The 13278-nt window shown below is 73.3% G+C and carries 10 protein-coding genes and 2 pseudogenes; 3 read left to right on the forward strand and 9 right to left on the reverse strand.

Features of this window, described 5'->3' with window-relative positions; genetic code table 11:
* Nucleotides 1-7: 7 nt before the first annotated feature.
* The 3 genes and pseudogenes from U5640_RS08965 to U5640_RS08975 form a co-directional block, all read right to left on the reverse strand.
* Nucleotides 8-1291, reverse strand: a complete 1284-nt coding sequence (locus U5640_RS08965; RefSeq protein WP_340375258.1) for a TIGR02678 family protein — start codon at nucleotides 1289-1291, stop codon at nucleotides 8-10.
* Nucleotides 1288-2901: a TIGR02677 family protein gene (locus U5640_RS08970; RefSeq protein WP_340375259.1), complete on the reverse strand. Its 1614-nt coding sequence runs from the start codon at nucleotides 2899-2901 to the stop codon at nucleotides 1288-1290. The genes U5640_RS08965 and U5640_RS08970 overlap by 4 nt, the downstream gene beginning before the upstream one ends.
* A 71-nt stretch (nucleotides 2902-2972) precedes the next feature.
* A pseudogene (locus tag U5640_RS08975) lies at nucleotides 2973-3086 on the reverse strand (ATP-binding protein); the annotation flags it as partial.
* A 234-nt stretch (nucleotides 3087-3320) separates the two neighbouring features.
* Between U5640_RS08975 and U5640_RS08980 the strand changes: the two are divergent.
* The 3 genes and pseudogenes from U5640_RS08980 to U5640_RS08990 form a co-directional block, all read left to right on the forward strand.
* The gene (locus U5640_RS08980; protein WP_340375260.1) at nucleotides 3321-5006 is read left to right on the forward strand and encodes an NAD(P)H-dependent oxidoreductase subunit E; all 1686 of its coding nucleotides are present in this window, start codon (nucleotides 3321-3323) and stop codon (nucleotides 5004-5006) included.
* A complete protein-coding gene (gene fdhF / locus U5640_RS08985) occupies nucleotides 5003-7732 on the forward strand; it encodes a formate dehydrogenase subunit alpha (RefSeq protein ID WP_340375261.1) in 2730 nt (909 codons plus the stop codon). The genes U5640_RS08980 and fdhF overlap by 4 nt, the downstream gene beginning before the upstream one ends.
* Before the next feature lie 216 nt (nucleotides 7733-7948).
* A pseudogene (locus U5640_RS08990) lies at nucleotides 7949-8380 on the forward strand (CBS domain-containing protein); the annotation flags it as partial.
* Between the two features lie 18 nt (nucleotides 8381-8398).
* Here U5640_RS08990 and U5640_RS08995 read toward each other — a convergent pair.
* The 6 genes from U5640_RS08995 to U5640_RS09020 all read right to left on the reverse strand — a co-directional run bounded on the left by U5640_RS08995 (nucleotide 8399) and on the right by U5640_RS09020 (nucleotide 13170).
* Nucleotides 8399-9322: a nitroreductase family protein gene (locus tag U5640_RS08995; protein WP_340385016.1), complete on the reverse strand. Its 924-nt coding sequence runs from the start codon at nucleotides 9320-9322 to the stop codon at nucleotides 8399-8401.
* A 106-nt stretch (nucleotides 9323-9428) separates the two neighbouring features.
* A complete protein-coding gene (locus tag U5640_RS09000) occupies nucleotides 9429-10322 on the reverse strand; it encodes a pyridoxamine 5'-phosphate oxidase family protein (RefSeq protein ID WP_340375262.1) in 894 nt (297 codons plus the stop codon).
* Nucleotides 10323-10374: 52 nt separating this feature from the next.
* Nucleotides 10375-10833, reverse strand: a complete 459-nt coding sequence (locus U5640_RS09005) for an Hsp20/alpha crystallin family protein (RefSeq protein WP_340375263.1) — start codon at nucleotides 10831-10833, stop codon at nucleotides 10375-10377.
* Nucleotides 10834-10868: 35 nt separating this feature from the next.
* Entirely contained in the window at nucleotides 10869-11156 is a 288-nt protein-coding gene (locus U5640_RS09010) for a DUF1876 domain-containing protein (RefSeq protein WP_340375264.1), read from the reverse strand.
* Nucleotides 11157-11167: 11 nt separating this feature from the next.
* A complete protein-coding gene (locus tag U5640_RS09015) occupies nucleotides 11168-12514 on the reverse strand; it encodes a nicotinate phosphoribosyltransferase (protein WP_340375265.1) in 1347 nt (448 codons plus the stop codon).
* Between the two features lie 47 nt (nucleotides 12515-12561).
* Complete coding sequence (locus tag U5640_RS09020) at nucleotides 12562-13170, reverse strand: hypothetical protein (RefSeq protein WP_340375266.1); 609 nt, start codon at nucleotides 13168-13170, stop codon at nucleotides 12562-12564.
* Between the last annotated feature and the right edge of the window lie 108 nt (nucleotides 13171-13278).

Genomic DNA, 13278 nt, shown 5'->3' on the forward strand with positions numbered 1-13278 from the left:
GGGCGGTTCACCTTTCGTCCTGCACGGATTGCATGGGGGGTTGCACGGGCCGCGCGGGTTGTACGGGCTGCTCGGCCGTGGCGGCCCGGCGGGTCCGGCCGGGTTCCCCGACGACGGGCTCGCCGACCGCGTACCGCGCGAGGGCCGGCCGGGGTACGACGCCCCGTTCGGTCCGCTCGACGAGTCCCAGCGCCACCAGCTTGTTCAGCGCCTGCTCGACGAGTTCCGGCTCCGCGCCCGGTTCCCTCGCCGACTTGGACCAGAACCCGCCGTGTTCCACCGCGAGTTCACGTACGCGGGCCGCCAGCTCCGCCGGTTCGACGGGCGCGTGCGCCCGGGCCAGGTGCCCCGCCAGCAGCAGGGTGACGTGACCGTGGGTGCCCTGTTCCGGCATGCGCGCGTCCGTGAGGTCGTCCACCGGGTCGACCATGGCGATGCCCTCGGCCCTGGTCTCCGGGACGAGTCCCGTCAGTTCGTTGATGCGGGCGGTGATGAAACCGCGCTGCCGGGTGAGGTAGGCCAGTTCTTCGTCGGTCAGGGCGTCGTAGTACAGCACCGGGTCGTCCAGGAGGATGCGGGTCAGTTTCCAGCGGACCGCGCGGAACCTGAGCTCGTCGCTGTCGAGCACGGTCCACGCGGTCATCTCCACCAGGCGCTCCTCGAAGCTCTCGGCCTCGACCATGGAGGGACCGCGCAGGGACGCGGGCATGCCGGCCAGCACGCGCCGCCGTACGTCGTACAGCACGTCGCCCGATCCGCTGACGTAGGCGTCCTCGTCGCCGGCGACCCGCCGCAGCACCCCGAGCCGCAGCAGCAGGCGGACGACGGCCGCGAGGTCGAGGCGCTCGTCGCGCCGCTCCAGAGTGAACGTGATCCCGGCGGCGACGAGTTCGGGATCGGCGGCGGCCAGGACGACCTGCTCGGCGAGGCGGCCGAGCGCCACCTGCGACTCGCCCCGTTCCAGTGCGGCCAGGGCCAGGCAGAGCAGGACGTAGCGGCGGCGGGTGAAGGGCAGGGCGCTGCGGGCGGCCTCGCGCGCCGGGTGCGTGGCGTCGGTGAGGGTGCCCGGCGTCTTGCGCAGCCGTGCGGCCTCGGCGTCCGTGCGCAGCGTCCAGCCGACGTTCCGTTCGAACCACTCCCGCAGCTCGGCGGTGTGCCGGCGCACCAACCGGAACTCGTCGGCGTACGGTCCGTCGGCGGTGAGCAGCGGCTCCTTCAGCAGGGCGCGTGCGGCCTTCTGGAGGTCGGCCTGCCGCTGGCCGTCCAGGACTTCGGCGAGCGGGCCGCTCATCGGTCCTCCGTGAGCCGGGGAGCGGTGTCCCGACGCGGGGCGGGGAGGGGAACGGGTGCCGATGCCGGTGCGGCACCGGGGGCGCCCTGCCCCGCCGTGAGGTCGACGATGTCGATCAGGTGGTCGGGACCGCTGAACACACCGTCGGGAGTGCGCACTTCGGCTGTCGATCCGTCGTCGAGGGCGGTCAGCCGGATCTCCATCGAACCGTCCCCGCTGGTGGCGACGGTGGTGATGGTGCCCGGCCGCCAGGTGGCGAGGGCGTCGCCGAGCAGCCGCAGGAACAACTGGAAGGCGTGCGGGTCGAGTCCGCCGAGCCGGGACAGCCGCACCGGCCCGTCCGTCACGAGGCGGTCCCGGGCCCGCCTGGTCTCCTCCGTCTGCCGGGCGGCGATCTCGGCGAGCCGGCGCTTCGCCTCGCCCCGGTCGGCCACCCGGCGCGGCTTGCCTCGCCGCTCATAACTGCCGGTGCGGCGCAGCTGGGGGCTGATCTTCAGCGGTCGTGCCGCGCTCCACGGGGTGGAGGCCGGCTCCGGGGCAGCCGTCCGTTCGGCGAGGGTGTCGGCGTCGACGGTGAGGTGCCGGGAGGAGTGCAGCCCGAACGCCACCCGCCACAGCCGGTGCCGTGCGGCGTCGTCCGGCGCCTGGGCGAACCAGCGGGCCAGGGTGCGGAAGTCGGCCGAGCGGTCCGAGCGTCCGGCCCGCCGCTCGTTGAGCTGCCGTACGACGGCCAGGAGTTGCGGGATCGAACCGAGCGCCCGCCCGCGCAGGAGCCTGGCCTGCGACTCCCGCCCCTCCCCCGACACGAACCACTCGGCGAGCCCGGACCACCGGGCGGCCCACCGCTCGTACGCCACGGCCTCCGCCCGCTCGGCGTCCTCGGGAGCGGCGTCGGCGGCCTCGCGGGCGGCGGCGAGCCGCAGCAGCGGACCGACCCGCTCCTGCTCCTCCAGCTCCCCGATCAGCAGGGCGATCCGCCCGCCGAGGGTGATGAGGTCCTGGATGAACCGCTCCAGGTACTGGATCAGCCGGTCCTTGTAGGCGAGGAACGCCTCGACCTCGATGTCGTGCAGATCGATGGTGCGCTGGAGCGAGCCCATGAAGGCGCGGGCGTTGTCGGCGAGATCGGTGAACCGCGCCGTCAGCACGGACAGGGCGACGTACGTCTTCGCCGCGTCGGGCTCGTCCTCCGCGGCGATCACCAGCAGCGCCCGCAGCTGCGTGACGATGTCGTGCAGCGCGACCGCCTGGAGTTCCCCGCGCCGCCCCAGCACCTCGTCGTACGTCCCCAGCGCCGCCTCGGCGGCCTCACCGGCCCGGGTGAGCTGGTAGATGAACCGCCTGCGGTAGAAGTCCTCGACCGCCGTCACCCGCGCGTGGTCCGGATCGGCCCGCAGGTTGCCCCACTCCACGAGCTTGTCCAGCGCCTGCGTCACCGCCTCCGGGTCGGTGGGCCTGCTCCTCTCGTCCAGGGCGGCGTACACGTCCTCCGGCCGCAGATGCACCGCGAACCGCTCCTTGGCGGCGAGGAACGTCCGCATCACCTGGCGGTAGAGGGGGGCGTTGGGGACGGTGAGGTGGGCGAACGGAGAGTAGTCGCTGGAGGTCATCTCGGCACATTCTTCCACCGGGATCCCGAGCTCACATGGGAGTTGCGAACACGCACTCCGCCCAGACCGTGCAGGAGCAGATGGAAGTCCCGGCCGGGGACGTGGCCGTGCCGTACCGCGTTGGCGGTCAGCTCACCGAGGACCAGCACGATGTCATCGTGCGGGCCGGTGCGGTACGGGATGCCCAGGTGTCTGTCACGTGAGGCGTGGGCGGGGTTCGTCGGGGGGCCCGAGGGTCACGCACACCTCTGCTTGGGCAGATACGGGCTCGGCTTGCCGTACCGGCTGATCCGCAGGGTGTCGCGGGCGCGGGTGGCCGCGACGAACAGCAGTGAACGGGCCTCGGGCCTTCAGTTCCCCGCGCAGACGGCACCGCTGCTCGGATTGCGGTCCGTGGCCGCCGGTTCCACGATGAGGTCATGATTGCCGTGGGCCCCGCGGACCGTTTCGACGCGTTCCGGGCCCTGGCCGACCGGCGCGGCCGGCCGGGACGCCGGCTGATGGAGTCGCTGGCAGAAGCCAGGGCGGCAACGCCGGACGGCCCCGAAACCTGGGCTCCGGCCGTCGCCGGCGACATGGGCCTTCCTGCTGCGGCCGCGCTCGGGCCGGCCGGCTACTACGCGGACCTCGCCGCCCCGCACGGCCGCCGTCATGTCCGCGTCTGTGCGGCGACGGCGTGCTTCGCCGCAGAGGCCGGTCACCACCTCACCGAGGTGGAACACGAGCTGGGCGTCACCGTGGGCATGGCCTCACCCGGCGGCGAGACCTCCCTGCAGGCCGTCCGCTGTCTGGGGTACTGCTACGCGGGTCCCGCCGCGCTCGACGGTGACACGCCCCACGCCGGCCCGGGGCTTGCCGCGCAGCTCGCCGGACGCGAGTCCCCGCGGGCCCCGGCGATTCCCGCGGCTGACGACACCGGTGACCCGGTACTGCTGGGAGGGGTGGTCGCCGGGGCGCTCCCGTGGCAGGTGTGGCCGCATGTGGTCACGGCAGGCACCCCGGACGAGGTCCAACTGGAGGTGGCGGCATCCGGGCTGCGCGGACGTGGCGGCGCGGGATTCCGGGTGGCCTCGAAGTGGGCGGCTGCCGGCCGGGGCCCCGGCACCGTCGTCGTGGCCAACGGGGACGAGGGGGATCCCGGCTCCTACGCCGACCGGCTGCTGATGGAGGCGGAGCCGGAACGGGTGCTGGAGGGCCTGGCCCTGGCGTGCTTCGCGTGCGGGGCCGACCGGGGTGTGGTTCTGGTGCGCTCGGAGTATCCGCGGGCGCTGGCGCGGATGCGGGAGGCGGTGGGGCGGGCGTACGCCGACGGGCACCTCGGCCGGTCCGTGCACGCGACGGACACGAGCGTCGACATCGAGGTGGTCACGGGCGCCGGCTCCTATGTCGCGGGCGAGGAGACCGCGCTGATCGCGGGTCTGGAGGGGGACCGCGGCTGTGCCCGGCCCCGTCCGCCCTACCCCACCCGGCGCGGTCTGTGGGGCGCGCCGACGGTGGTGAACAATGTCGAGACCCTCGCCTCCGTACCCTGGATCATCGCCCGTGGCGGAGAGGCCTACGCCCGGCGCGGTACGCGAGGTGAGACCGGGACGAAGCTGGTCTGCCTGTCGGAGCGGTTCGCCCGGCCGGGGGCGTACGAGGTCGAGCTGGGCACCTCGCTGCTGCGGATCGTCACCGAGCTGGGCGGTGGTCTGAAGGACGACTACGAACTCGCCGCGTTGCAGGTCGGCGGTCCGCTGGGTGGTTTCCTCGGCCCCGACGCACTGGACGTGCCGCTGACCACGGCCGGCCTCGCGTCCCGGGGTGCCGCGCTGGGCCATGCCGGGCTGGTCGCCTTCGACCGGCGGGTGACCCCGCGGGAAGCGCTGCGGCACGTCTGGCAGTTCGCCGCGGAGGAGAGCTGTGGCGCCTGTTCCCCTTGCCGGGTGGGCTCTCGTCGAGGCCTGGAGCTGGCGTCCGCCGATTCCCCGCCCGGCCCTGAGTGGACACGGCTGGGGCGCGTGCTGACCGAGGCGAGTCTGTGCGCCTTCGGGCGGCGCGTCCCACTCGCGGTACGCAGCCTCGCCCGCGTCTACGGAGAGCGACTGGCGGGGTGGGAGTCATGACCCGGGGCGAGAGCGGGCTTCGGGTCGAGATCGACGGCGCGGGCGTGGTCGTTCCGGAGGGTGTCTCGCTGCTCGCGGCGGTACGGGCGGCCGGTGTCGAGCTGCCCGCGCTGTGTTCCGACGACCGGCTGAGCCCGGCCGGGTCGTGCCGTACCTGTCTGGTGCGGGCCGACGGGACGGTCGTGGCGGCCTGCGTGACCCCGGCCGCGTCGGGAGCGCATGTCGAGGCCGCCGCCGACGATCTCCGGCAGCTGCGCCGGGACGCGGTGGAGCTCATCGCCTCCGCTCTGCCGCCCCGTGCCCTGGCCCAGGACAATGCCAGCGAACTGGCCGAGGTGTGCCGGTCGTCGGGTATTGCCCCCGACACGGCTCGGGCCGTCGGAGGCCGGGGTGGGGACGACTCCCACCCCTTCGTGCAGCTGGACCGGGACCTCTGCATCGCCTGCGGGCGGTGCGTGCGCATGTGCTCCGAGGTGCAGGGCACCTTCGCCCTGACGCTGACCGGCCGGGGCGCCGACACCGTGGTCGCTCCAGGGAACGGCGGGCCCTGGGCGGAGTCGGACTGCGTGGCCTGCGGCGGGTGCGTGGACACCTGTCCCACCGGCGCGATCACCGAGCCGGGACCGGGCCGCGGTCTCACCTCCGCCCACCGGCCGGCAGCGACGCGTACGACGTGCGGATACTGCGGCGTCGGCTGCGCCCTCGACGTCGTCACCTCCGACGGCGAGGTCGCGGCGGTCCTGCCCGCCCGGGACGGGCCGGTGAACCAGGGGCACGCCTGCGTGAAGGGCCGCTTCGCCCACGGATATCTCACCTCTCCCGAACGGCTCACCCGGCCCCTGCTGCGGCGCGACGGCCGCCTGGAGCCGGTGAGCTGGGAGGAGGCGCTCGGGTACGTCGCCGGACGGCTGCGCGCGGCCGTCCGGGACGGTGGCCCGGACTCCGTGGCGGCGATCTCCTCGGCCCGCGCCACCAACGAGGAGAACTACCTCGTCCAGAAGTTCATGCGGACCGTCATCGGCACCAACAACGTCGACAACTGCTCCCGTCTGTGCCACTCCCCGTCCGCCGCCGGCCTCACGGCCTCCTTCGGCCTCTCCGGCGGCACCGACAGCTTCGACGACGTGGAGCGGTCCGACTGCCTGCTCGTGGTCGGCGCCAATCCCGTCGAGGCCCACCCGGTGGTCGGCGCGCGACTGCTCCGGCAGGTGCTGCGCCGAAGGGCGGAGCTCGTCGTCGTCGACCCCCGCGCCGTGGGCCTCGCCCTCCACGCCGACGTGCATCTGCGGCCCCGGCCCGGCACCAACGTGGCGCTCTTCCACGGACTCGCCCACATGCTGATCGCCGAGGGACGGGCCGACGCGGATTTCCTGCGTGAGCGGGCCACCGGACTGCCCGAGCTCATCGACCTGCTGGAGGACTACCCGCCCGGCCGGACCGCGGAGATCACCGGGGTGCCCGCCGCGGACCTGGTCGCCGCCGCGCGGCTGTACGGCGGGGCCGAGCGGCCGGCCATCGTCTACGGTCTCGGCGTCACCGAGCATCTGCACGGCACGGACGGGGTGCGCGCGCTGGCCAACCTGGCGATCCTGCGCGGCGCCGTGGGCACCGACCACGGCTACGGCGTCAATCCGCTGCGCGGCCAGAACAACGTCCAGGGCGCCTCGGACATGGGCGCGCTGCCCGACCTGCTGCCCGGCTACGGGAAGGTGACCGACGCCCGCGCCCGGTCCCGGGCCGAGGCTGTGTGGGGTGAGCGCGTTCCGGGACGTCCGGGTCTCAGGATTCCGGACATGTTCGCCGCCGCGCGGGCCGGGGAACTGCGGGCGCTGTGGGTCATCGGCGAGGACGTCTGCGCCACCGACCCCGACACCGACCGCGTGGCCGAAGCCCTTCGGGCGTGCCCGCTCGTGGTGTGCAACGAACTCTTCCTGTCCGAGACCGCGCGCCATGCGGACGTGGTCCTGCCTGCCGCGTCCTGGCTGGAGAAGGACGGCACCTTCGTCAATTTCGACCGCCGGTTCCAGCGGGTCCGCCCCGCCGTGGCTCCGCCGGGTGAGGCACGGAGCGACTTCGACATCGTGCGTGCCGTCGCCGCCGCGATGGGCGCCGATCCGGGCTGCCCCACTCCGGCCCACGCCCTGGCCGAATGCGCCCGGGTCGCGCCCGCCTTCGCCGGCCTCTCGCATGACCGGCTGGACCGGGAGCCCGCCGTGCCATGGCCGTGCCCCGACCCCGGTCACCCGGGGGAGGCGAAGCTGTACGAGGAGCGGTTCGCCACACCGGACGGGCGGGCCCAGCTCTGCGCCGCCCCCTATCTCCCGCCCGGTGAGCAACCCGACGACGACTACCCGCTGCTCCTGGTCACCGGCCGGCGCTGGGCGCACTACAACTCCGGCAGCATGACCCGCCGCGGCGGCAACCTCGCACTCGATCCCGTCGACCACCTGGACCTTCACCCCGACGACGCCGCGCGGTACGGCGTACGGGACCGCGCCGAGATCACCGTGGAGAGCCGGCACGGCCGGGCCCGGCTCGTGGCCCGTGTCGGCGAACAGACCGCACCCGGCCAGGTGTTCAGCTCCTTCCACTTCCCCGCGAGCGGCGTGAACCGCCTCACCTCCGACTACGCGGACACCGTCACGTCGTGCCCCGAGTACAAGGTCACCGCGGTACGCGTGTCCGGCTCGGTCGGCGAGGCCGGCCGGTCGGACGCACACGGATGACGCACGGATGACAGCGACCTGGTCCTCGGCATCCGGAGCGGTGACTGCGCCGAGTCGGCACGCCGATCCGCAGCTCGCCGACGCGGCGGCGTACGCTCACACCCCCGTGACCGCCCCTGACTGCGGTGGCGCAGCGACAACCCGTACTCGCAGAGCCCCGGCGCGCCGGAGGCGGAAGCGCACCGTACCGAGCAGCCGGAGCGCTCGGCGGGCCCCGCCGAGGCGGCAGCGGTGACCGCCGGGCAGGTCATGCTTCCCCGCGATCACGGTCCATCCGGACGCCACCCTGGCCGAGGCGGCCCGGATCATGGCCGTGGAGCACGTCAAGCGTCTGCCGGTCGTCGATGAGGCGGGACGGCTACGGGCGTCGTCAGCCGCGGCGACCTGCTGAAGGTCTTTCTGCGGTCGGACGAGGAGATCGAGGAGGAAGTGCGCCGCACCGTGGTGTCGTACCTCTTCCCCTCACTGAGGCACACGATCCACGTGTCCTCGCACGACGGGATCGTCACCCTGCGTGGGAAGGTCCACGACCCCTCGCTCGCCTGGGTCGCCGAACGCCTCGTCCGTGCCGTCGAGGGCGTGATCGGCGTCGAGGCCAGGCTCAGCGGCGCGGACCGCGCCGCCGGGGACCGGCCGGAGCAGGAGTGATCCGGGCGGTGGGCACCCTCACGGCTCGATGTCCAGCACCTGCGAGACCGGGCGGCGGGGCGTGCCCGGGCCCCTGGGGCCGTAGCCCAGGCGGAGCACGATCTGGGTGTGGCCCGTCCCGGTCGACGGGTCGCGCAGGGGCCAGCGCAGGTCGGCCCATTCGAGGGGCTGGGCGGCGAAGGAGCCGGCCAGACCGTGCAGGGTGGCAAGCAGCAGGACGCGTTCCATGGCCTGTCCGGCCCGGAGCCAGTCCTCCGGGCGGTCGTGGACCGTACTGACGAGCGCCAACTGGGGGGTCTGCTCGAAGTCGGCGGCGTCTCGTCCCGCCACCCGCCGGGAGCCCGCGAAGTCCCGCATGGGGGCCTTTCCCCCACGCTTGCGCGGCCCGTACGCGTAGTGCGGAACGCCCTCACCGGTGGCGCCCGCGGACAGGGCGTCACCGACGGTCCAGCGGGCCAGGTCCTGGTCGCTGCCGGGGTCGGTGACGTTGCGGGCTTCGGCCTCCTGGAAGAGTTCCAGCACCTCCCACAGATGCCATGCGGTGGGGAACGCCAGCGTCGCCCCCTCGGCGTGCGCGGCGGCGGTGAGAGCCTCCCGTACGGCCTCGGGGATCTCCCTCTCCTCGAACGGGTGGCGGCTGCTGTGGCGCTGGTGGATCGCCGGGTACAGCGCCCCGAGGTCTGTCCCGCCGTCGCTGTGACCGGTCAGCCGCACGCTGGCGACGTGGGACCGGTCGGCGAGGTCGGGCAGCAGCGTGGTTTCCGGGTGCCAGCCCTCGTGCGCGGCGGCGACCCTCAGGTTCAACAGGGCCGCGCCGCAGCCGAGATGGAGGCCGCGGGTGTCGGGGTCGGCATGCGGCATGGTGCGCTCGAGGTCGGCATGCAGTTCGACGGTGCGGGTGTGCCGGAGGTAGCGGAAACGCCAGGGCTGGGCGTTGTGCATCGACGGGGCGGCAGCGGCGTCGTGGACGAGTGCCGCCACCTGCTTGTCGGACGGTGCTCGCGGGTTCACTGCAGGCTCCCTCGCGCAGGCGGCTCGGGCCGGTCTCCTATCGATCTGCTGGGGTGATCCGGCGACCGGTGAGGCTCGTGGGGCGGATGCACACCCACATCTCGCGTTCCCCGCCCGGCCAGGGCGTGGTGTGCGCCCGCTCGGTGAGCTCGCGCACCGCGTCGGGTTCGGTGACGACGCTCGCGGTGCCGACGGCGAGCACGCTCCAGCCCTGGCTCAGGGCTTCGTCCACGTGGTCGACCTCGAAGGCGACCTCCGTGCCGACAGCCGCCGCCGGCAGCGAGTCGGGGGCGGTCCGGAAGGCGATGGTGTCATCGAGGACCTCGTAGTTGACCGGGACGGCCGCCGGGCGGCCGTCGGGCGCGGACAGGGCGATACGTCCCACGCCGTGGGTGGACAGCAGGGCACGGCACTCGTCCGGGCCCAGGTCGCGAAGCCGCGGATGCAGCAGCGCGTGGCCCTGGCCCGGCGGCAGGTCTGCTCCTCCTCCGCGCAGGGCGGCGGCGGTCGTCCCCAGGGCGTCGGCGAGCCGGATGAGAGCCGCCGCGCCCGGGTCGGCGGGGTGCTCCTCCACATACGCCAGGTAGCCGGGCGACATGCGTGCGCGGCGGGCCGTCTCCTCGCGGCCGAGCCCCTGTCTGCGGCGTTCGGCGGCCACCCGCCGGCCGATGTCGCCGGGGTCGGCCGCACCGGCCGCCGGCTGGGCCGGGGAGACGGGCTCGTGAGCTGTCCCGGGGTGTCCGTGCTCCAGGTGGCGGATGTGCGCGTCGGGGCCCGGGAACACGAGCGTCACCTCGTCGGTGTCCGACCAGCGCACGTCGTACGGCGGGGTGCCGTCCGTGTGGTGGAGGCCCACGATCTCCCCGTCGCGCCGGGTGGCGTCGGACTTCGTGCTCTCGATGACGAGTTGGTCGCCGAGGTGAGCTCGCATGGTGGCCGCCTCTCTCACGATGATGCGGTGCGTCGTGTCGGGGGATCGGGGCTCAGCCGCTGATCTCGATGCGCTGCGTCTGCCCCTTCTCGGTCTTGGGGACCCTGACCGTCAGGACGCCGTTGCTCAGTTCCGCGCTGATGTGGTCGGTGTCGGCGTTCGGCGGCAGTGTCGCGCGATAGTCGAACTGGCCGATGCGGCGGGTGTGCCTGCGGACCGCTCCGGTACGCTCCCGCTGCTTGACCTCGCCGTGGACGTCGAGCTCGCCCTCGGAGACCTCCACGGTGATCTGGTCCTTGTCCATGCCGGGCAGCTCCAGCTCCACCAGGTAGGCGTCCTCCGCGTCCTCGATGTCGGCCATGGGCGCCCAGGGCTCGGTCCCGCCGAACGCGGGCCATCCGCCGCCGGTGAAGGCGGCGTGCATCAGCTGGTCCACCCTGGTGCGGAGGTCGTCCAGCTCACGCAGGGCGGCGGGAAGCGCACCGCTGCTGTGTCGTGCGGGGTGTGTCATGGGGGTTCCCTCCTCGGTGGGTTCTTGCTGCGGGTTCACAGCGACCACGCGGCGTTCTCACGCGCGTGCGGCCGGGGCGTCCCCATTCCCTCGATGTCGCGCTCGGCGGCGTGCAGGAGCTGGTGGGCCAGGTCGTTCAGGGCACGGCCTGCCGCCAGTTCGTCACCGATCTCCGGGACGTCGGCGTCAGCCGGATGGCAGTGGGCGTCCCCATGACCGGTGAGCTCCGTGGTACCGGTGTCCAGCACCAGACGGGCCTTCGTCGTTCCGTCGCCGTCCTCGAAGAGGTCGAGACGGACCTTCCACTCCAACGTGTGCGGCATAACTTTCCTCCTCATGCCGGTACCGTCCGATGGGGCGCGAGTTGCTCCTCGATGCTGTGCCGCACGCGGGCGGTGAGTGCGTTCAGCCGCGCCGAGGCAGCGGCCCGGGGCGCGAGCGGCGCCCGGATCCGGCGGGCCGCGGCGGGCAGAGCGCCCAGGTCCGCGGCGCATCTCGCCCGGCACTCGTCCAGTGTGGAGCTGCCGCCCGTACGCCGACCGTCCTCCATCACCGTCGTCAGCAGTGCTACGGCGCTCGAGGGAGGCCGCTCGTCGGCGAGAGCGATCACGTCCGTGCATCCGGGACGGCGATACACCTGTTTGGGACCGGGCGCCGTCACCTTCGCCGACGACAGTTTCATCACCGGGCGGCCGTCGTACTCCACCATCTTGTAGGCGGAGTCCAGATACGGGGCGTCGGCCGACACCCCGACGCGCGTGCCGACGGCGTAGGTGTCGATCGGTGCCCCGGAGCGCACCAGATCGTCCACGGCGTACTCGTCGAGACCGCCGCTGGCGACGATCCGCACCCCGGGCAGGCCCGCTGCGTCGAGGATCGACCGTGCGCGTGCAGCGAGGTCTGCGAGGTCGCCGCTGTCCAGCCGTACGGCGCAGCCCGGCCCGCGTCCCAGGTCCCGCAGAACATCTGCCGCGACACGGACGCCTCTCTCGGTGTCGTAGGTGTCCACCAGCAGGGTCAAGGGGCCGGGGTGTGAGCGGGCGAAGGCGCGGAACGCCTCGTCCTCGGAAGGGAACGCCTCCACATAGGAATGGGCCATGGTGCCGACAGCGGGTATGCCCAGACCGGTGGCCGCAGCCACGTTGCTGGTGCCGGCGAAACCGGCCAGTGCGCCGAGGCGGGCGGCCTGGAATCCGGCTTGTGGGCCGTGGGTGCGCCGCAGGGAGAAGTCGACGACCGGGTGCCCGGCTGCGGCGAGCACACAGCGCGCGGCCTTCGAGGCGATCGTCGTCTGGTGGCTGAGCAGGTCGAGCACGTACGTCTCCACCAGCTGTGCCTGCGGAAGGGGTGCCGTCACCTCCAGCAGGGGCTCACCCGCGAACACGACCCGCCCTTCCGGTACCGCCCGCACCCGGCCGGTGAACTGCAGGCCCAGGAGGGCCTCCAGGTCCTGGGGGGGCCGGTGCAGCGCGGAAGCGAAGGTCTCCACGTCCGAGGGTCCGACGCGGAAGCCGGAGAGGTGGTCCAGGGCGGACTCCAGTCCGGCCGCGACCAGGAAGCCGCGCTCAGGAGGCAGGTCACGGACGAACAGGCTGAACGTGGCGGGGGCGGTCATCCCCTCCCGCAGGTAGGACATGGCCATCGTGACCTCGTAGAGATCCGTGGTCGTCACGTCCGACATCGCTGCACCTCCTCAGTACGCGCGACGTGTGTCCGGCTGCCCGGTCGTCACCGGCGGAAGCGCGCGGACCACAGCGGCTCCGCCCGCTCCCACTCGGCGTCCCACTGTGCGTACCTTCGACGGTCGAGCAGCAGACGCGTGCCCACCCAGAGCCCGTAAGTCCCGTAGGCCACGCCGAGCGCCGCCGCCACGCCCATCAGCCAACCGTTGGTCGTCGCGTTGAGCGCACTCGCCGGCGGGCCGGTGACGGTTCCGTTCCCGTCCACCCACACCCGTACGGCGGTGCCCTTGGCCGTCCCGGGCTTCACCAGGACCGCTCCGGTCCGCACGACGCCGCCGCCGTCGGTCCAGCGGACCTGCGCCGGCTGTTTCACCAAGCTGTTCTTTTCGCGCCGAACGTCCTCGGTCAGCCGGGCGGTGACCCGGTGCCGTTCCGCCACCTGGGCCCGGACGGTGCGCATCGACGCCTCGTGAGCCGCCGTCCCCGCGCTGTAGGCGACCACCGGCAGCCCCAGGACGAGGAGGATCATCAGCAGGCGGCGGAACCACCACTCGAACCTGTCGGACGGACGCCTGAGCGGATTCACGCGTGCCGACACGTGCTCGCCGCGCGGCGAGGGCTGACCGGATGCGTTCGGCGATCCCTGCGTGTTCATGGGTCGGCCTCCAGCGGGTCGCCGGCTGATCCCCCACTCCTGATCCAGTCTCGGCCACCGGCGGTCCCGGGTCATGGGCCGAAGGTCCCTGGCGGACCGGTTTCCGGC

It is taken from the genome of Streptomyces sp. SS7 (assembly GCF_037993025.1).
In the GTDB taxonomy this organism is placed as follows: domain Bacteria; phylum Actinomycetota; class Actinomycetes; order Streptomycetales; family Streptomycetaceae; genus Streptomyces.